This window comes from Pseudodonghicola sp. (assembly GCF_048268305.1).
In the GTDB taxonomy this organism is placed as follows: domain Bacteria; phylum Pseudomonadota; class Alphaproteobacteria; order Rhodobacterales; family Rhodobacteraceae; genus Pseudodonghicola.
Window position 1 is genome coordinate 40,297 of the sequence record NZ_JBLWVT010000004.1, and the last position, 16,976, is coordinate 57,272.

The 16,976-nt window shown below is 65.1% G+C and carries 21 protein-coding genes; 13 read left to right on the top strand and 8 right to left on the bottom strand.

The window, feature by feature from the left end; genetic code table 11:
- Position 1 precedes the first annotated feature (1 nt).
- The 6 genes from rnhA to ACN0V4_RS08295 form a co-directional block, all read right to left on the bottom strand.
- Positions 2 to 469, bottom strand: coding sequence for a ribonuclease HI (rnhA, locus tag ACN0V4_RS08270; protein WP_417674925.1), 468 nt, complete (start codon positions 467 to 469; stop codon positions 2 to 4).
- The gene (locus ACN0V4_RS08275; protein WP_417674927.1) at positions 462 to 1,055 is read right to left on the bottom strand and encodes a class I SAM-dependent methyltransferase; all 594 of its coding nucleotides are present in this window, start codon (positions 1,053 to 1,055) and stop codon (positions 462 to 464) included. Before ACN0V4_RS08275 ends, rnhA begins: the two co-directional genes overlap by 8 nt.
- A complete protein-coding gene (locus tag ACN0V4_RS08280) occupies positions 1,052 to 1,507 on the bottom strand; it encodes a DUF3429 domain-containing protein (RefSeq protein WP_417674929.1) in 456 nt (151 codons plus the stop codon). Before ACN0V4_RS08280 ends, ACN0V4_RS08275 begins: the two co-directional genes overlap by 4 nt.
- A gap of 1 nt (position 1,508) precedes the next feature.
- Positions 1,509 to 2,123: a LysE family translocator gene (locus ACN0V4_RS08285; protein ID WP_417675678.1), complete on the bottom strand. Its 615-nt coding sequence runs from the start codon at positions 2,121 to 2,123 to the stop codon at positions 1,509 to 1,511.
- Positions 2,120 to 3,070: a 4-hydroxy-3-methylbut-2-enyl diphosphate reductase gene (ispH, locus tag ACN0V4_RS08290; RefSeq protein WP_417674931.1), complete on the bottom strand. Its 951-nt coding sequence runs from the start codon at positions 3,068 to 3,070 to the stop codon at positions 2,120 to 2,122. The genes ACN0V4_RS08285 and ispH overlap by 4 nt, the downstream gene beginning before the upstream one ends.
- A 265-nt stretch (positions 3,071 to 3,335) precedes the next feature.
- Positions 3,336 to 3,911, bottom strand: a complete 576-nt coding sequence (locus ACN0V4_RS08295; protein ID WP_417674933.1) for an NYN domain-containing protein — start codon at positions 3,909 to 3,911, stop codon at positions 3,336 to 3,338.
- A 136-nt stretch (positions 3,912 to 4,047) separates the two neighbouring features.
- Here ACN0V4_RS08295 and folK point away from each other — a divergent pair, with 136 nt between their 5' ends.
- The 8 genes from folK (at position 4,048) to rnc (ending at position 10,761) form a co-directional block, all read left to right on the top strand.
- Positions 4,048 to 4,617: a 2-amino-4-hydroxy-6-hydroxymethyldihydropteridine diphosphokinase gene (gene folK, locus ACN0V4_RS08300; RefSeq protein ID WP_417674935.1), complete on the top strand. Its 570-nt coding sequence runs from the start codon at positions 4,048 to 4,050 to the stop codon at positions 4,615 to 4,617.
- Positions 4,618 to 4,711: 94 nt separating this feature from the next.
- Entirely contained in the window at positions 4,712 to 5,065 is a 354-nt protein-coding gene (gene rpoZ / locus ACN0V4_RS08305; RefSeq protein WP_417674937.1) for a DNA-directed RNA polymerase subunit omega, read from the top strand.
- A gap of 24 nt (positions 5,066 to 5,089) precedes the next feature.
- Entirely contained in the window at positions 5,090 to 7,222 is a 2,133-nt protein-coding gene (locus ACN0V4_RS08310) for a RelA/SpoT family protein (RefSeq protein ID WP_417674939.1), read from the top strand.
- 37 nt (positions 7,223 to 7,259) lie between these two features.
- On the top strand, positions 7,260 to 7,916 hold the full coding sequence (locus ACN0V4_RS08315; protein ID WP_417674941.1) for a DUF2062 domain-containing protein: 657 nt from the start codon (positions 7,260 to 7,262) through the stop codon (positions 7,914 to 7,916).
- A gap of 36 nt (positions 7,917 to 7,952) precedes the next feature.
- Positions 7,953 to 8,699, top strand: coding sequence for a pyridoxine 5'-phosphate synthase (locus ACN0V4_RS08320; RefSeq protein ID WP_417674943.1), 747 nt, complete (start codon positions 7,953 to 7,955; stop codon positions 8,697 to 8,699).
- Between the two features lie 61 nt (positions 8,700 to 8,760).
- Positions 8,761 to 9,183 (top strand): holo-ACP synthase, encoded by a 423-nt coding sequence (acpS, locus tag ACN0V4_RS08325; RefSeq protein WP_417674945.1) that lies wholly within the window; start codon positions 8,761 to 8,763, stop codon positions 9,181 to 9,183.
- 58 nt (positions 9,184 to 9,241) lie between these two features.
- Entirely contained in the window at positions 9,242 to 10,078 is an 837-nt protein-coding gene (gene lepB, locus ACN0V4_RS08330) for a signal peptidase I (protein ID WP_417674947.1), read from the top strand.
- On the top strand, positions 10,075 to 10,761 hold the full coding sequence (gene rnc / locus ACN0V4_RS08335) for a ribonuclease III (protein WP_417674949.1): 687 nt from the start codon (positions 10,075 to 10,077) through the stop codon (positions 10,759 to 10,761). Before lepB ends, rnc begins: the two co-directional genes overlap by 4 nt.
- A 51-nt stretch (positions 10,762 to 10,812) precedes the next feature.
- Here the strand turns inward: rnc and ACN0V4_RS08340 are convergent, their stop codons facing one another.
- On the bottom strand, positions 10,813 to 11,205 hold the full coding sequence (locus ACN0V4_RS08340) for a VOC family protein (protein WP_417674951.1): 393 nt from the start codon (positions 11,203 to 11,205) through the stop codon (positions 10,813 to 10,815).
- A 179-nt stretch (positions 11,206 to 11,384) separates the two neighbouring features.
- On the opposite strand from ACN0V4_RS08340, the gene era reads away from it, so the two are divergent.
- From era to ACN0V4_RS08360, 4 genes are all read left to right on the top strand, one after another.
- Complete coding sequence (era, locus tag ACN0V4_RS08345) at positions 11,385 to 12,290, top strand: GTPase Era (RefSeq protein ID WP_417674953.1); 906 nt, start codon at positions 11,385 to 11,387, stop codon at positions 12,288 to 12,290.
- Positions 12,291 to 12,295: 5 nt separating this feature from the next.
- The gene (locus ACN0V4_RS08350) at positions 12,296 to 12,622 is read left to right on the top strand and encodes a DUF1491 family protein (protein WP_417674955.1); all 327 of its coding nucleotides are present in this window, start codon (positions 12,296 to 12,298) and stop codon (positions 12,620 to 12,622) included.
- 112 nt (positions 12,623 to 12,734) lie between these two features.
- Positions 12,735 to 13,460, top strand: coding sequence for a DNA repair protein RecO (gene recO, locus ACN0V4_RS08355; protein WP_417674957.1), 726 nt, complete (start codon positions 12,735 to 12,737; stop codon positions 13,458 to 13,460).
- A 73-nt stretch (positions 13,461 to 13,533) separates the two neighbouring features.
- Positions 13,534 to 14,013, top strand: coding sequence for an SAM-dependent methyltransferase (locus ACN0V4_RS08360; protein ID WP_417674959.1), 480 nt, complete (start codon positions 13,534 to 13,536; stop codon positions 14,011 to 14,013).
- A 306-nt stretch (positions 14,014 to 14,319) separates the two neighbouring features.
- Here the strand turns inward: ACN0V4_RS08360 and ACN0V4_RS08365 are convergent, their stop codons facing one another.
- Complete coding sequence (locus ACN0V4_RS08365) at positions 14,320 to 15,981, bottom strand: acyl-CoA dehydrogenase family protein (RefSeq protein WP_417674961.1); 1,662 nt, start codon at positions 15,979 to 15,981, stop codon at positions 14,320 to 14,322.
- 177 nt (positions 15,982 to 16,158) lie between these two features.
- On the opposite strand from ACN0V4_RS08365, the gene ACN0V4_RS08370 reads away from it, so the two are divergent.
- Complete coding sequence (locus ACN0V4_RS08370; protein WP_417674963.1) at positions 16,159 to 16,926, top strand: sulfite exporter TauE/SafE family protein; 768 nt, start codon at positions 16,159 to 16,161, stop codon at positions 16,924 to 16,926.
- The last annotated feature ends 50 nt before the right edge of the window (positions 16,927 to 16,976 follow it).

Consider the following 16,976-nt stretch of genomic DNA (forward strand, 5'->3'; position numbering starts at 1 on the left):
CTCAGCCGGCGCGGGCGGTCTTCTTGAAGGGCTTCATGCCTTCGCGCGCCAGCTCGTCGGCGCGTTCGTTCTCGGGGTGGCCGGCATGGCCCTTGACCCAGGTCCAGGTGACCTTGTGGCGATGCTGCGCCGCATCCAGCCGCTGCCACAGCTCGGCATTGGCGACCGGTTTCTTGGCGGCGTTCTTCCAACCGTTCTTCTTCCAGCCGAAGATCCAGCCGGTGATGCCGTTCTTCACATAGTTGCTGTCGGTGACGATGGTGATTTCCGTCGGTCGGGTCAGGCTTTCCAGCGCGTTGATCGCCGCCAGCAGCTCCATCCGGTTGTTGGTGGTGTCGGCCTCGCCACCGTTCAGCGTGCGTTCCTTGACGATCTTGCCGCCCTCGACCGCGCGCAGCAGCACGCCCCAGCCACCCGGGCCGGGATTGCCGGAACAGGCCCCGTCGGTATAGGCGAAAAGCTCAGCCATCACAGATCACCGTGATCAGTTCGGCCAGGCTGCCGTCGAGCCCCTCGCCGGTTTCGCATGTCTCGCTGGCGGGGGTGAAGCCCGCCGCGCGCAGATGATCCATCAGTGCCTCATATGTGTAATAGGTGTAATGCCGGCCGATCCGGTCGCGGGCCTCGCCTGCGCCCAGTTTCATTCCGATGGCGAATTTTCCGCCGGGTTTCAAGGCCTTGCGCAGGGCGGCCAGATGGTGGGGGAAATCTGCGCGCGGGGCGTGCAGCAGGCAGAAGGCGGCCCAGATGCCGTCATAGAGCGCTTTGCCCTCGATCTCGTCAAAGCTGGCCTGCCAGGCGGTGACGCCGGGGGCACGGGCGGCCAGCGCCACCATCTCGGCCGAGGCGTCGGTGGCGTCGACCTCGAGGCCGGCCTCGGCCATCATCGCCGAAGAGATACCGGGCCCGCAGCCCAGATCCAGCACCCGACCGTCCTGGGGGCAGGCAGCGATAAAGGCGGCAAGCTGGGGATCGCGGCGGATATAGCCCTCATTGCGGGCCGCGTAATCGGCGGCGCGGCGATCATAGACGGCGATGGTTTCGGGATCGCTCAAAAATAGACCTCCACGGCGAGGCTGGCGATGACGATGACGGCCATCGGCAGCCGCAGCCGCAACCACCATCCGGGGACCAGCCGCCAATAGGCGAATGCCAGGTCCAGCAGGGCCAGCCCGGCAAAGCCGAAGATCAGGTTCATCGCGCTCGACACTGGCCCGCCGCCGGTTTCGACATAGGCCCAGACCGCGGGGACCGCCGCCAGGAAGAGCGCCGCACCCCCCAGGGCGCCGCCGGCACGGCTGGCATTGCCCCAGAGCGCGCCGGAGAAGAAGCAGAGCATCACCGAGCCGAAGAAGAGCTGTACATAGGGCGCCACGAAGCGTGACCCAAGATGGGTTGTGCCCCAGGCGGTGAGATCGGGGCTGAAGTGGGTGGCTGCGCCCCAGAGGAAGGGGACCAGGGCCAGAAGGCCCAGCAGACGCGCCGTGATCGGGACGCCGCGCAGCATCTCAGACCCGCTCCAGAGCGAGACGACCGGCCAGCGCCGCGAAGAGAGCCGCGAAAGAGCGGTTGAGCCAGCGCATCACCCGCTCGGACCCCAGCACGAACTGCCGCGCCTGGGCAGCGCAGAGACCGTAGAGCGCAAAGACCGCCAATGTCATCGCCATGAAGACGCCGCCAAGCGCGGCCATTTCGGAGGTGGCGCTATCGGCGTTCCCCGACAGGAAGGGCGGCAGCAGCGCCAGGAAGAAGATCGACAGCTTCGGGTTCAGCACATTGATCAGCGCGCCGCGCCGGGCGATGCGCCAGCCGGGTTCACCGCTGCCTTGTGCCGCCACGCTGAGCGCGCCGCCCGATTTCAGCGATTGCCAGGCGAGATAGAGCAGATAGGCGACACCGGCGAATTTCACCGCATGGAAGAGAAGGGCGGAGGCATGCAGGATCGCGGCGAGCCCCAGCGTCGCCGCCAGAAGATGCGGCACGATTCCGAAGGTGCACCCCAAAGCGGCCCAGAGCGCAGCGCGGCGCCCTTGCCCAAGGCCGAGCGCCAGGGTGTAGAGCACCCCCGTCCCCGGCGCGATCACCACGACGAGGGCGGTCAGGAAAAATTGCAACGACATCAGGCGGGCTCCCTCAACACACGCGGAACCTTGAATTCCACGTTCTCCACAGCGGTCTCGACGGTTTGGATGGTCACGTCATAGCGGGCGCGGAAGGCGTCGATCACCTCGTTCACCAGCACTTCCGGGGCCGAGGCGCCGGCGGTGATGCCGACGCTGGCGATCCCGTCGAGCGCCCGCCAGTCGATGTTTTCGGCCCGCTGCACCAGTTGTGAATAACGGCAGCCGTTCTTGGCGCCGACCTCGACCAGACGGCGGGAGTTCGATGAATTCGGCGCGCCAACCACCAGCAGCGCGTCGCATTTCTGCGCCATCGCCTTTACCGCCTCCTGACGGTTGGTGGTGGCATAGCAGATGTCTTCCTTGTGCGGCCCGACGATCGCCGGAAATCGTGCGCGCAGGGCGGCGACGATCTCGGCGGTGTCGTCGATGCTGAGCGTGGTCTGGGTGACATAGGCCAGCTTTTCGGGATCGCGCACCTCGACCTTGGCCACATCGGCCGGGGTCTCGACCAGCAGCACCTCGCCCTCGGGCAATTGGCCCATGGTGCCGATCGTCTCGGGGTGGCCGGCATGGCCGATCATGATCATCTGCAGCCCGTTGTCGGAATGGCGCTGCGCCTCGATATGCACCTTGGAGACCAGCGGGCAGGTTGCGTCGACATAGACCATCTGCCGCCGCGCGGCCTCGGCCGGAATTGCCTTGGGCACGCCATGGGCGGAAAAGATCACCGGGCGATCCTCGGGGCAGTCCTCCAGTTCCTCGACGAAGACGGCGCCCTTGGCGCGCAGCCCGTCGACGACGAACTTGTTGTGCACGATCTCATGGCGGACAAAAACCGGGGCGCCCCATTTCTCCAGCGCCATCTCGACGATCTTGATGGCCCGGTCGACACCGGCGCAGAACCCGCGCGGCGCGGCGAGATAGAGGATCAGGGGCGGTTTGGTCATGTCGCGGTCTCCTTGCGCCCTGAGAGGTAGAGCGTTGCGGCGCGATGGTCCAGTGCGGGCAATTGCTCTCGGCCCGCAAGGCGGATGCCCTCGGGGAACGCCGGTATCTGGAGGTCCGGAAACCGGTGTCAGAGGCCTTTTGGCGATGGCTACAAAAGCCTCTGGTCCGGAGACTACCCCGTCGGGCAAAACCTGCGCCGGGTGAGGGCGATCAGGTCTCTCTTATGGTGCACGGTGCGGGCTGGCGTGACCCGCCTCGGGCGTTTTACTGCTCGCCGACATAGGCGACGTTGCGGCTGTCGCTATGCGTCTCACGCGGGGGGCGGCCGATCACGTCCTTCAGCTCTTCCAGCTCGATGAAATTATCGGCCTGGCGTCGCAGTTCGTCCGAGATCATCGGCGGTTGGCTGCGGATGGTCGAGACCACCGAAACGCGAACGCCCTGACGTTGAAGGCTGGCCACCAGCGGTCGGAAGTCCCCATCTCCCGAGAACAGCACGATATGATCCACCCGGGGCGCCAGTTCCATCGCGTCCACGGTCAGTTCGATATCCATGTTGCCCTTGACCTTCCGCCGGCCCATGCTGTCGGTGTATTCCTTGGCCGGCTTGGTCACCATGGTGAAGCCATTGTAGTGCAACCAATCCACCAGCGGGCGGATCGGCGAATACTCGTCATTCTCAAGCAGGGCGGTATAGTAAAAGGCACGCAGCAACTTGCCACGCCGCATGAATTCCTGGCGCAACAATTTGTAGTCGATGTCGAATCCCAGAGCCTTCGCCGCGGCATAAAGATTCGATCCATCGATGAACAGCGCGAGCCGTTCGTCTTTGTAAAACATCAAAATGTCCTTCCGGTGTGACCATTTCGCCGTGGCGTTCCGTGAGTGAGTGATTAAATCTGGCAAAATGGTGTTACCAAAATAGGAGAATTCGGGTGTACCGCAAGGCCCGTGACAGCAGGGAAGCCCTGCAAATATGACTGAATTTCGGTCAGAAGCATTGATTGCGCTGGGCGCGAACCTATCTTCAGGGGCCGGATCACCTTCCGAAACCCTGGTTCAGGCCATCTCGGCGCTGCCGGCGGAGGGTATGGTGATTCGCGCCGTCAGCCGGTTCTATGCCACTCCCTGTTTCCCGCCGGGGGCGGGGCCAGACTATGTCAATGCGGTCATTAAAGTTAAAACCAATCTGACGCCCGAGCAGCTTCTCGCTGCGCTGCATCGGGTCGAGCAGCGGTTCGGACGCGAGCGGCAGGAACGCTGGGGTATGCGGACCTTGGATTTGGATCTGCTGGCGATGGACGATCTGGTATTGCCCGATCCTGAGACGCAGTCGCGCTGGCGCAGGCTGCCGGCAGAGGAGCAGCGCCGTCTGGTGCCGGAGGAGCTGATCTTGCCACATCCGCGTCTGCAGGATCGCGGATTCGTCTTGGCGCCGCTGGTGGATATTGCGCCCGGCTGGCGTCATCCGCTGCTGGGACGCACCGCGGCCGAGCTGCTGGCGGCGTTGCCGGCGGCCGAACTGGCCGGGGTCACGCCAATCTGACCCTTGATTTTCTGGATATCGGCTTGTCAAGGGACGGATTCGCCATTACAAAGCACCGCTCCGGACCCAAACTGCATTTATTGGAGATCTCCCCATGGCCCGCGTAACGGTCGAAGACTGCGTTGACAAGGTTCCGAACCGGTTCGAGCTGGTGATGCTGGCGGCACATCGTGCCCGTGAGATCTCTGCCGGGGCGGGGATTACTATTGACCGCGACAACGACAAGAACCCCGTCGTTGCCCTGCGAGAGATTGCCGAGGAGACCCAGAGCGCCGACGAACTGCGTGAGCGGCTGATCGAGTCGAACCAGACTCAGATCGAGGTCGACGAACCCGAAGAGGATTCGATGGCGCTGTTGATGGGGGCCGAAGCCGACAAGCCGGCCGAGGATGATCTGACCGAGGAAATGCTGCTCCGCAAGCTGATGGAGGCTCAGGGGCAGGGCTGACCTCGGAATGAGGATGCGGACGAAATGATATCGGCTGAAGATCTGATTGCGCTGGTCCGCAACTACAATCCGAAAACCAATGTTGAGAAGATCACTGCCGCCTATGAGTATGGGCGGCAGATGCACGAGGGGCAGTTCCGCCGCTCGGGCGAGCCCTATTTCAGCCACCCGGTGGCGGTGGCGGCGATCCTGACCGAACAGCGGTTGGACGATGCCACCATCATCACCGCGCTGCTGCACGACACCATCGAGGATACCAAGGCCAGCAAGGCCGAGGTGGCCGCGCGCTTCGGCAACGAGGTGGCGATGCTGGTCGACGGGGTCACCAAGCTGACCAACCTGCAGCTGTCCAGCCTCGAGACCAAGCAGGCCGAAAACTTCCGCAAGCTGTTCATGGCGATGTCCAAGGATCTGCGGGTGATCCTGGTCAAGCTGGCCGACCGTCTGCACAACATGCGCACCATCAAGGCGATGAAGCCGGAAAAGCAGGTGCAGAAGGCGCGCGAGACGATGGATATCTTCGCGCCGCTGGCTGGCCGCATGGGCATGCAGTGGATGCGCGAGGAGCTGGAGGATCTGGCCTTCCGCGTGCTGAATCCCGAAGGCCGCCAGTCGATCATCCGCCGCTTCATCATGCTGCAGCGCGAGACCGGCGACGTGATCCACCGGATCACCGGCGACATGCGGTTCGAGCTGGAGAAGGCCGGGATCGAGGCCGAGGTCTTCGGCCGTGCCAAGAAACCCTATTCGATCTGGCGCAAGATGCAGGAGAAGAACCAGGGCTTTTCCCGGCTCTCGGATATCTACGGTTTCCGCATCATCACCCAGAGCGAGGAAGACTGTTACCGCACGCTGGGGATCATCCACCAGCGCTGGCGCGCGGTGCCGGGGCGGTTCAAGGATTACATCAGCCAGCCGAAATCGAACGGCTATCGGTCGATCCACACCACCGTGTCGGGGCGCGACGGCAAGCGCGTCGAGGTGCAGATCCGCACCCGGCAGATGCATGACGTCGCCGAAACCGGGGTGGCGGCGCATTGGTCCTATCGTGACGGTGTGCGGTCTGAGAACCCCTTTGCGGTCGATCCGGCCAAATGGATCGCCTCGCTGACCGAGCAGTTCACGGCCGAGGACGATCACGAGGATTTCCTCGAGGCCGTCAAGCTCGAGATGTATTCGGATCAGGTGTTCTGCTTCACGCCGAAGGGCGATGTGGTCAAGCTGCCGCGCGGGGCGACGCCGATCGACTATGCCTATGCGATCCACACCCGCATCGGGCACGCCTGCGTCGGCGCCAAGGTCGATGGCATCCGGGTGCCGCTCTGGACCCGTCTCAAGAACGGCCAGTCGGTCGAGATCATCACCGCCGAAGGCCAGATGCCGCAGGTGAGCTGGCTTGAGATCGCCACCACCGGCAAGGCGCGCACCGCGATCCGCCGGGCCCTGCGCGAGCTGGACCGCGGCCGTTTCATCAAGCTGGGGCAGGAGCTGGCGCGCTCTGCCTTCGATCACGTCGGCCGCAAGGCGACCGACAAGGCGCTGGACACCGCGGCGCGGCATCTGCGGCTGAAGGATCGCGACGAATTGCTGGCGCGGCTCGGCAGCGCCGAGCTGACCGCGCATGACGTGGTGCAGGCGGTCTATCCGGAGCTGATCCGCGACGAGGGCGATCAGGTCTCGCCGCGCCGGGCGGTCGTGGGGCTGGAGGCGGGGCAGAGCTTTGAACGCGCGCCCTGCTGTCAGCCGCTGCCGGGCGAACGGATCGTCGGCATCACCTATCGCGGCAAGGGCGTGGTGGTGCATACCATCGACTGCAACCGGCTGAGCGAATTCGAGGATCAGCCGGATCGCTGGGTCGATCTGCACTGGCACACCGGCACCCACCCTGCCGCCTATGGGGTGACGCTGGATCTGACCATCGGCAACGACGCCGGGGTGCTCGGGCGCATTTGCACGTTGATCGGTGAGAAGAAGGCCAATATCAGCAATCTTGTATTTGTGGATCGCAAACCCGATTTCTATCGTCTGTTGGTGGATGTTGAATTGCGTGACGTCGAGCAGTTGCATTCGCTGATGCTGGCGCTTGAGGCGGAAAGCGACGTTGCCGCGCTGGAGCGGTATCGGGAAAAGCCGCCGATCCGCAGCATCATGAGCTGACGCCAGAGGGCAAGAACGCAAAAGGAGGACGACGCCGTTGGTTTTCAAACGCCGGGATCGCCGTTCTCTGTTTCAGATCCTGACAGAGATAATCTATCCGCGCGGCGGCTGGGGGCGGGCGTTTCTCTATGTCCAGCACCGGGTGCGACGGCTGCCCGATACACCCGAGCGCATCGCGCGCGGCATCTGGGCCGGGGTCTTCACCACCTTCACGCCGTTCTACGGGCTGCATTTCGTGGTGGCCTTCCTGCTTGCGCGGATGGTCCGGGGCAATATCCTGGCGGCGTTGTCGGGCACCTTCTTCGGCAATCCGCTGACCTATGTGCCGATCGGGATCATCTCGTTGAAGACCGGGTATTTCCTGCTGGGCACCCGGTTCGACGAGGGGCGACACCGCAGTTTCTTCGGCAAGTTTGCCGATGCCAGCCGCGATCTGAAGGACAATATCATCGCGCTGTTCACCGGTGGCCATCCCAATTGGGAAGGGCTGCAGGTGTTCTATCACGAGATCTTCTTTCCCTATATGATCGGCGGGCTGCTGCCCGGGATCGTCGCGGGCACCATCGCCTATTTCCTCAGCGTGCCGGTGATCCGCGCCTACCAGAGCCGGCGCCGGGCCAAGATCAAGGCCAAGTTCGACGCCATCAAGAAAAAGGCGCAGGCAGAGGCTGACCTTGCCGCCAAGGCGGATTAGTGTCGGCGCGACTCGTCTGCCAAGGATCCCCAAGCCATGACCGTTCCTCCCCTGCGTCTGGGCGTCAATATCGACCATGTGGCCACCGTGCGGAACGCCCGCGGCGGCGCCTATCCCGATCCGCTGCGCGCCGCCAAGCTGGCCGAGGCCGCCGGTGCTGATGGCATCACCGCGCATCTGCGCGAAGATCGCCGCCATATCGTCGACGCCGATATCGAGGCCCTGGTCGGTGGGTTGCGCGTGCCCCTGAACTTCGAAATGGCCGCCACGGCCGAAATGCAGGCGATCGCGTTGCGGCATCGTCCGCATGCCGTCTGCATCGTGCCCGAGAAGCGCGAGGAGCGCACCACCGAGGGCGGGCTCGAGGTCGCGGGCGATCAGAACCACCTGGCCGATTTCATCGCGCCCCTGCGTGATGCCGGGTGTCGGGTGTCGCTGTTCATCGGTGCCGATCCGGCGCAGATCGAGGCTTCGGCCCGCATCGGCGCCGCGGTGGTGGAGCTGCACACCGGCGCCTATTGCGATTTCCATGCCGAGGGCCGGTTCGACGAGCGTGACGAGGAGCTGGAGCGCCTGCGCGCGGCGGCGACCCTGGCCCATTCTCTGGGGCTCGAGGTGCACGCCGGCCACGGGTTGACCTATGACACCGTCGCCCCGATTGCCGCCATGGCAGAGGTGCGGGAACTGAACATCGGTCATTTCCTGATCGGCGAGGCGATCTTTCGTGGCCTCGATCCGGCGATCCGCGAGATGCGCCGCCTGATGGACGAGGCGCGGGGATGATGCCGGGCGCAAATTTCTTGCAAGAGATTTGCCCGGGATTTTGCAGAATTCCGGCGCGCGCATGATCCTCGGCATCGGCACCGATCTGGCCAATATCGACCGGGTGGCCCGTACGTTGGAGCGGTTTGGCGACCGCTTCCGCAATCGCGTCTTCACCGAGGTGGAGCAGCGCAAGGCCGAGCGGCGCCGTGACGTCGCGGGCACCTATGCCAAGCGTTGGGCGGCGAAGGAAGCATGCTCCAAGGCTTTGGGCACCGGGCTGCGCATGGGCATCTCGTGGCGCGACATGGCGGTCAGCAATCTGCGCACCGGCCAGCCGGTGATGCAGGTGACCGGCTGGGCCGCCGAGCGTCTGGCCCAGATGACACCGCCGGGGCATGAGGCGATCATTCACGTAACTTTGACCGACGATCACCCCTGGGCACAGGCCTTCGTGGTGATAGAGGCGCGGCCATTGGCCGAAACCCGGGCCACGCAAGCTTGACTTACCCCCGCCGGCCCCGCAAGAACGCCCACGACACGCCTGTGGAACGGAGGGCCTGATGGCCAAGAAAGCAAAAAGCGGCAACGCGTTCTGGGAAACGATCAAGACCATCGTTTACGCCCTGCTGATCGCCGGCGTCTTCCGCACCCTGTTCTTCCAGCCGTTCTGGATCCCCTCGGGCTCGATGAAGGACACGCTGCTGATCGGCGATTTCCTCTTCGTCAACAAGATGGCCTATGGCTATTCCTATGCCTCCTGCCCATCGATCCGGATTCCGGCCATCGGCATCAACCTCGAGGCTGAAAAGCTCTGCGGTTTCCTCAAGGGCAAGGACGGCCGGCTTATGGGCTCTGCCCCCGAACGCGGCGATGTGGTGGTGTTCCGTCATCCGGTGACGGGTGCGGATTTCATCAAGCGTCTGATCGGCCTGCCGGGCGATCGCGTCCAGGTGATCGACGGGGTGCTGAACATCAACGGCGAACCGGTCAAGCTGGAGGATGCGGGCTATTTCGAGGAGATCTCGGAACCGCAGGGGCCGCAAGGCTATCGGCCGCGCTGTGAAAACGGCCCGGTCGGCGAGGGCGGAGCCTGTCTGAAATCGCGTCAGATCGAAACCCTGCCGAACGGCGTGCGCCACGACATCCTGAATATCGACGATCAGGGATCGGATCACACTGGCGTCTATACGGTGCCCGAAGGTTATTACTTCTTCATGGGCGACAACCGCGACAACTCGGCCGACAGCCGGTTGCCGCAGGCCGCGGGCGGCGTCGGCTTCGTGCCGGCCGAAAACCTGGTCGGCCGCGCCGATCGCATCATGTTCTCTTCCGCCGGACGGTCGATGCTGTTCTTCTGGACCTGGCGCGGCGATCGCTTCTTCAAGGCGATCGAGTGAAACTCGCGGTGGATCTGCAGGCGTTCGAAGATCGGATCGGGCATCATTTTGCCCGACCCGAGTTTCTGGTGCGCGCGCTGACCCATGGGTCGGTCTCCTCGCCGACGCGGGCTGACAACCAGCGGCTGGAGTTTCTGGGCGATCGGGTGCTGGGGCTGGTGATGGCCGAGGCCCTGCTGAAAAGCGACACCTCGGCGAGCGAAGGCCAGCTGGCGCCGCGCTTCAACGCGCTGGTCCGCAAGGAGGCCTGCGCCGAGGTCGCGCGCGAGATCGACCTGGGCGCGGTGCTGAAGCTCGGTCGGTCGGAAATGATGTCGGGCGGGCGGCGCAAACAGGCGCTTCTGGGCGATGCGATGGAGGCGGTGATTGCCGCGGTCTATCGCGATGCGGGCTTTGAGGTCGCCCGGGCGATGATCCTGCGGCTCTGGGGCAAGCGGATCACCACGGTCGAGGCCGATGCCCGCGACGCCAAGACGGTGTTGCAGGAATGGGCCCAGGCCCGTGGGCTGCAACCGCCGAAATACAGCCAGATCAAACGCTCCGGCCCAGATCACGCGCCGGAATTCACCATCGAGGCGCAACTGTCGACCGGAGGGACGGCGCAGGCCACCGCCGGATCGAAACGCCAGGCCGAGCAATCCGCCGCCAAGGCGCTGCTGGATCAGGTCGGCGGCGCCGACTGAGACGAGAGGCGCCGCGGCGGGATTTCCTCCGCCACGGCGCCAACCTGCATTTTAGGCCGGCCGATAGACCGCGCAGAGCTTGTGCCCATCGGGATCGCGGACATAGGCCAGGAACAGCCCGGTTCCTTCCGCGCCACGCCAGCCCGGCGCATCCTCGATCGACAGGCCGCCCTGCTGCACGGCGGTGTCGTGGAAGTCGAGCACCTGTTCAGGCGAGCTGCACTTGAAGGCAATGGTTCCGCCATTGGCCACCGTGGCCGGCTCATCATTGACCGGCTGGGTGATCATCAGAACGCCTTCGGGGCTCCGATAGAACAGCCGGTGATGGCCCTTGGCGTTTTGATTGCGGATCGCCTCGCCGACCCCGAGAACGGCCAGCACAGCATTATAGAACTGCTCCGACGCGTCGATGTCGTTCGATCCGATGGCAAGGTGGTTGAACATTTTGGCCCTGTTTGGATTGTTTCGGCGCATATCTTAGCCCGCCCCCGGCGACGGTTCCAGCCGCGATGGAGGGGAAAGCCTTTGCGCGCGGGCAGTGGCGGTCCGCTCTGCCCTTGTTCCGCTCTGGCCATTGGTCCTATGATCCTCTATCCGGAGGCACGCTCAACCAGAGGATCCCCATGACCCAACGCGCCGGCTTCGTCGCCCTGATCGGAGAGCCCAACGCGGGCAAATCCACGCTGACCAACGCCATGGTGGGGGCCAAGGTGTCGATCGTCACCCACAAGGTGCAGACCACCCGCGCCCGCATCCGTGGCGTCGCGATGGAGGGCGAGGCGCAGATCGTCTTCGTCGATACGCCCGGCCTGTTCCAGCCGCGCCGCCGGCTGGATCGCGCCATGGTCGCCGCCGCCTGGGGCGGCGCGGCCGATGCCGATATCGTCGTGCTGATGGTCGAGGCGCATCGCGGCGTCACCCCGGGGGTGGAGCGGATCCTCGAAGGGCTCGCCGACATCGGCAAGGGTCGCAAGGTGGCGCTGGCGATCAACAAGATCGACCGGGTCAAGGCCGAGGTGTTGCTGGCGCTGTCGAAGGATCTGAACGAACGTTACCCCTTTGCCGAGACCTTCATGATCTCGGCCGAAAAGGGCTATGGCGTCGCCGCTCTGAAGCGCTGGCTCGCCGGGCAATTGCCCGAACACCCCTGGCTTTATCCCGAGGATCAGATTGCCGATCTGCCGATGCGGATGATCGCCGCCGAGATGACGCGGGAAAAGCTGACCCTGCGCCTGCATCAGGAACTGCCCTATCAGCTCACCGTCGAGACCGAGAACTGGGAAGAGCGCAAGGATGGCTCCGCCCGGATCGACCAGGTGGTCTATGTTATGCGCGATGGGCACAAGGGCATCGTGCTGGGCCACAAGGGCGAGACGATCAAGGCGATCTCCAAGGCTGCGCGGGAGGAGCTGGAAGAGTTCCTCGGCCGCAAGGTGCATCTGTTCCTGCAGGTGAAGGTGCGGCCGAACTGGCTGGAAGAGGCCGAGCGCTATTCCGAGATGGGGCTTGAGTTCAAGGACGGGAACTGAGCCCGATGCGGCTGACCGCCCGGATCTGGGTCGACGCCTATCTGACCCGCTTGCGCCTGAACGAGATTCCCGCCTTTGTCACCGCCCATGGCGACGACACCGCCGGCGCGGTGCTGGTCAAGCTCAACACGCTCGATGGGCAGGCGGTGGTCTTTCAGCGATCGTTCGATCTGATGACCGGCGACCGCAGATGGATCGAGCTGGCCCGTGGCGACGAGCGCGCGGTCGATGAGGCCATTGCCCGCCAGCGCAGCTTTGATCCCGATCTCTGGGTCGTCGAGGTGGAAGACCGCCGTGGCCGCCACCTGCTGGACGAGGACGGTCTGAGCTGAGCCCGCCCGGACCTGGAGTTGTCGCTCCCGTCGCCCTTGCGGGCACCTCGCCTGGGAGTATTTTGACCGAGAAGAAGGCCCCGCGGGCCGTGATGGCGAGAGGCGATGCAAGATGGAGTGGCGCGATCACGGCATATTGCTGACCATGCGCCGCCATGGCGAGAGCGCGGCGATCATCGAGGTCTTCACCGAGGATCACGGCCGCCATGCCGGTGTGGTGCGCGGCGGGGCGAGCCGCAAGCTGGCGCCGTTCCTGCAGCCGGGGGCTCAACTCGATGTGCAATGGCAGGCGCGGCTGGAGGAGCATATCGGCAGCTATAGGGTGGAACCCCTGCGCAGCCGGGCGGCGGCGGCGATGTCGGGGCGGCTGTCTCTGGCGGGGTTGAATGCGGTCACCGCGCTATTGTCCTTCAGCCTGCCGGAGCGGGCGCCGCACCCGGGCCTCTACCGGCGCAGCGAACAGCTGATGGACCTGCTGGGGCAGGAGGACATCTGGCCGCTGGCCTATCTCAACTGGGAGCTGGCGCTGCTGGAGGACCTGGGCTTCGGCCTCGATCTGTCGTCCTGCGCCGTCACCGGGGCGAACACGGGGCTGATCTATGTCTCGCCCAAGTCCGGCCGGGCGGTGTCGCGGTCCGGGGCGGGGGAGTGGGCCGACCGGTTGCTGCCGCTGCCGCCCTGCCTGCGCGGCGAAGGGCCGGCGCCGGATGCCGAGATCGCCGAGGCGCTGCGCACCACCGGGTATTTTCTTGAACATCGGCTGGCGCCGGCGCTGGGGCATCGGCCGGTGCCGGAAGCGCGCGGCCGGTTCATCGACCTCTTCGCGCGCCGGTTGTGACTGCGGGCGACATCCTGTCTCTTGCGCCGCCGACGGCTGCCGCGTCTGATCGGATCAGCAACAGGAGACTGCGATGGACGAAACACGCGTGGGCGAGGAGCGGCTGGAGTTTGATCCGGCCGACAGGGTGGCGGCCCAGGTTGCCTTCATCGGCCATATCCGCTCGGACTGGGCGCGCGGCACGGCGCCGCGCAATCTGACCCAAGCGCGCGAAGGCGGCGGTGGCGGGGCGCGGATCGACCTTGATCCGGCCTATGTTCGGGGCCTGCAGGGGCTTGAGGTCGGGCGCTGGATCTGGGTGCTCTACTGGATGGATCAGAGCCGTCGCGACCTTATCGTGCAGGCGCCGCGCCACGGTTCGGGCCCGCGCGGCACCTTCGCCCTGCGCTCGCCGGCGCGGCCCAATCCGGTGGCCATGGCCTTGGTGCGGATCACCTCGCTCGATTTCGAGACTGGAGAGATCGGCATCGACGCCACCGACGCCTTCGACATGACCCCGGTGATCGACATCAAGCCCTGGTTCGAGGGCATCGACATCCCGCCGACCGCTTAGGAGCGCGCCTTGCCCCTTCTTCTCGTCCGAAATACGGCGGGGGAGGCGCGGCCTGCCGCGACGGGGGCAGAGCCCCCAACGGCGCACCCGCCCGAAAGTGGCCCCCGGGCAAGAGAAAGGCGCCTTTCGGCGCCTGTCCCGGTGGATCGTCATGTGTTGCCGAGAGCTCGGGGCGTGTCCGTTCCCTGGGCTTCGCCCGTTCGCGGCTGAAACGCTCCACTGGAGCGTTTCCGGGACGCCGCTTTCCCCCGGGCTCCGCCCGTTCGACACTGAAAACAGTCCACTGGACTGTTTTCCGGGCGTGTCTCACCCCAGTAGACGCCGCGCGATCACTTGCGCCTGAATCTCGGCGGCGCCTTCGAAGATGTTCAGGATCCGCGCGTCGCAAAGGATGCGGCTGATCTTGTATTCCAGCGCGAAGCCGTTGCCGCCGTGGATCTGCAGCCCGTTGTCGGCCGCCGCCCAGGCGACGCGGGCGCCCAGCAGCTTGGCCATCCCGGCCTCCAGGTCGCAGCGCTTGTCGTGATCCTTCTGCCAGGCCGAGTAATAGGTGAGCTGACGCGCCACCATGATCTCGACCGCCATCATCGCCAGCTTGTCGGAGACCCGCGGGAAGTTGATCAGCGCCTTGCCGAACTGCTTGCGGTCGAGCGCATATTGCATCGCCACGTCCAGCGCCGATTGCGCCACGCCGATGGCGCGGGCGGCGGTCTGGATGCGGGCGCTTTCAAAGGTCTGCATCAGCTGCTTGAAGCCCTTGCCCTCTTCACCGCCCAGCAGGTTCTCGCCCTTCACCTTGAAGCCGTCGAAGCCCAGCTCGTATTCCTTCATGCCGCGATAGCCCAGAACCTCGATCTCTCCGCCGGTCATGCCGGGGGTGGGGAAGGGGGTCTCGTCGGTGCCGGGGATCTTCTCGGCCAGGAACATGCTGAGGCCGCGGTAATCGGTGGTGTTCGGATCGGTGCGCGCCAGCAGCGTCATCACATGGGTGCGCGCCGCGTGGGTGATCCAGGTCTTGTTGCCGGTCACCTCGTAATCACCCGCGGCATTTTTCACCGCGCGGGTGCGCAGCGAGCCGAGGTCGGACCCGGTGTTCGGCTCGGTGAAGACGGCGGTCGGCAGGATCTCCCCGCTGGCGATCTTCGGCAGCCAGTGTTCCTTTTGCTCGTCGGTGCCCCCGGCCAGGATCAGCTCGGCCGCGATCTCCGACCGGGTGCCGAGGCTGCCGACCCCGATATAGCCGCGCGAGAGTTCTTCCGAGACCACCACCATCGAGGCTTTCGACAGCCCAAGGCCGCCAAGGTTCTCCGGGATGGTCAGGCCGAAGACGCCCAGCTCGGCCAGCTCCTCGATGATCTCCATCGGGATCAGCTCGTCCTTCAGGTGCCACTCATGGGCGAAGGGCTCGACCTTTTCCAGCGCGAAGCGGCGGAACTGGTCGCGGATCATCTCCAGCTCTTCGTCCAGCCCGGTGGCGCCGACGGTGGTTTCCGCCGCGCGCTCCTGCATCAGGGTGACCAGACGGGCGCGGGCGGCGGGGGTATTGCCGCCGGCCACCAGCGCGGCGACCGGGGCGTCGTGCAGCGGCGCCATGTCCTCGGCAGTCAGCCCCAGCGCGGGGAGACGCAGGATTTCCCCCTGGCTCATCGGGATGCCGCCCTGCATCTGGGCCAGGTATTCGCCGAAGGTGATCTGATGGATCAACTGCTCCACCTCGCCGAACTTGCCATCTGCCCGCAGCCGCTCGGCCCAGGCCTGCATCTGGCGCAGCGCCTCGACATAGGTGGCAAGCCAGGACAGACCATGGGCGGCGGCCTGATTCTGCTCCAGCAGCGCGGCCGAGACCTTGCCGCCCTCGCTCAGCTCGTCGCGCAGTTTCGCCTTGGCGACATCCATCACGATCACGGCAGAGGGAATCGCGGCGCCGGTCAGCGTCAGCAGGTCGGGCAGAAGGGCGGTATCGGTCATCGGCTTGGGCTCCTCATCAGCATGGGGCATGAATCGTCCGCGCGGGCAGCGGTCGATTGCTCCTAATTCTTTCGCAGTCGCAGCGCAACAAAAATTCACTCAAGGCATTGCTTGCGTTCGATAGTTGCGTGGTAAATTTTGCAGTGCAGCGCCGGTTCGGGATGCTAAGAGAGGCGCATGGATATGATGACCGCCCTGATGAGCCCCGACCAGATGATCCTTGCCTTCGCCCTTGCCCTGGTGGCGGGGCTGGTCAAAGGCATGGTGGGATTTGCCCTGCCCCTGATCCTGATTTCGGGGCTCAGCAGCTTTCTGCCCCCCGAACTGGCACTGGCCGGGCTGATCCTGCCGACGCTGGTGACCAATGGCATCCAGGCGCTGCGCCAGGGGGTGGCGGCGGCGGTCGATTCGATCAAGCGGTTCCGGGTGTTCCTGATCGTCGGCGGTGTCTTCCTGATGGCGAGCGCGCAGATGGTCTCGATCATCCCGGTGCAGGTGATGTTGCTGGTGCTGGGGGTGCTGATCACCCTCTTCTGCCTGATGCAGCTTGTCGGGGTGAAATTCCACATGGCCGAACCCTCCACCCGGATCGAGGCGATGGTGGCGGCGCTGGCGGGCGCGATCGGTGGGGTCTCCGGGGTCTGGGGGCCGCCGACGGTGGCCTATCTCACCGCCATCAGCACGCCGAAGACCGAACAGGTGCGGGTGCAGGGGGTGATCTACGGGCTCGGCGCGCTGGCGCTCTTGGGCGCGCATCTGAGCTCGGGTGTGCTGAATCGGGCGTCGTTGCCGTTTTCCGTGGCGCTGCTGGTGCCGGTGCTCCTGGGCATGTGGCTGGGCGGTCGGGTGCATGACCGGATCGAACAGGACACCTTTCGCAGGATCACCCTGGTGGTGCTGCTGATCGCCGGGCTGAACCTGATTCGCCGCGCCCTGATGGGCTAGGTTGCCCCCACCTGCGATCTGTGACTTTCTGCCGGCCTGAGTTGCAAGAG

What these genes read in the sequence shown, in the direction of transcription:
- rnhA (WP_417674925.1), bottom strand. Translation starts at nt 469, where the DNA reads ATGGCTGAGCTTTTCGCCTATACCGACGGGGCCTGTTCCGGCAATCCC.
- ACN0V4_RS08280 (WP_417674929.1), bottom strand. Translation starts at nt 1,507, where the DNA reads ATGCTGCGCGGCGTCCCGATCACGGCGCGTCTGCTGGGCCTTCTGGCC.
- ispH (WP_417674931.1), bottom strand. Translation starts at nt 3,070, where the DNA reads ATGACCAAACCGCCCCTGATCCTCTATCTCGCCGCGCCGCGCGGGTTC.
- ACN0V4_RS08295 (WP_417674933.1), bottom strand. Translation starts at nt 3,911, where the DNA reads ATGTTTTACAAAGACGAACGGCTCGCGCTGTTCATCGATGGATCGAAT.
- folK (WP_417674935.1), top strand. Translation starts at nt 4,048, where the DNA reads ATGACTGAATTTCGGTCAGAAGCATTGATTGCGCTGGGCGCGAACCTA.
- rpoZ (WP_417674937.1), top strand. Translation starts at nt 4,712, where the DNA reads ATGGCCCGCGTAACGGTCGAAGACTGCGTTGACAAGGTTCCGAACCGG.
- ACN0V4_RS08310 (WP_417674939.1), top strand. Translation starts at nt 5,090, where the DNA reads ATGATATCGGCTGAAGATCTGATTGCGCTGGTCCGCAACTACAATCCG.
- ACN0V4_RS08320 (WP_417674943.1), top strand. Translation starts at nt 7,953, where the DNA reads ATGACCGTTCCTCCCCTGCGTCTGGGCGTCAATATCGACCATGTGGCC.
- acpS (WP_417674945.1), top strand. Translation starts at nt 8,761, where the DNA reads ATGATCCTCGGCATCGGCACCGATCTGGCCAATATCGACCGGGTGGCC.
- lepB (WP_417674947.1), top strand. Translation starts at nt 9,242, where the DNA reads ATGGCCAAGAAAGCAAAAAGCGGCAACGCGTTCTGGGAAACGATCAAG.
- ACN0V4_RS08340 (WP_417674951.1), bottom strand. Translation starts at nt 11,205, where the DNA reads ATGTTCAACCACCTTGCCATCGGATCGAACGACATCGACGCGTCGGAG.
- era (WP_417674953.1), top strand. Translation starts at nt 11,385, where the DNA reads ATGACCCAACGCGCCGGCTTCGTCGCCCTGATCGGAGAGCCCAACGCG.
- ACN0V4_RS08350 (WP_417674955.1), top strand. Translation starts at nt 12,296, where the DNA reads ATGCGGCTGACCGCCCGGATCTGGGTCGACGCCTATCTGACCCGCTTG.
- recO (WP_417674957.1), top strand. Translation starts at nt 12,735, where the DNA reads ATGGAGTGGCGCGATCACGGCATATTGCTGACCATGCGCCGCCATGGC.
- ACN0V4_RS08360 (WP_417674959.1), top strand. Translation starts at nt 13,534, where the DNA reads ATGGACGAAACACGCGTGGGCGAGGAGCGGCTGGAGTTTGATCCGGCC.
- ACN0V4_RS08365 (WP_417674961.1), bottom strand. Translation starts at nt 15,981, where the DNA reads ATGACCGATACCGCCCTTCTGCCCGACCTGCTGACGCTGACCGGCGCC.
- ACN0V4_RS08370 (WP_417674963.1), top strand. Translation starts at nt 16,159, where the DNA reads ATGGATATGATGACCGCCCTGATGAGCCCCGACCAGATGATCCTTGCC.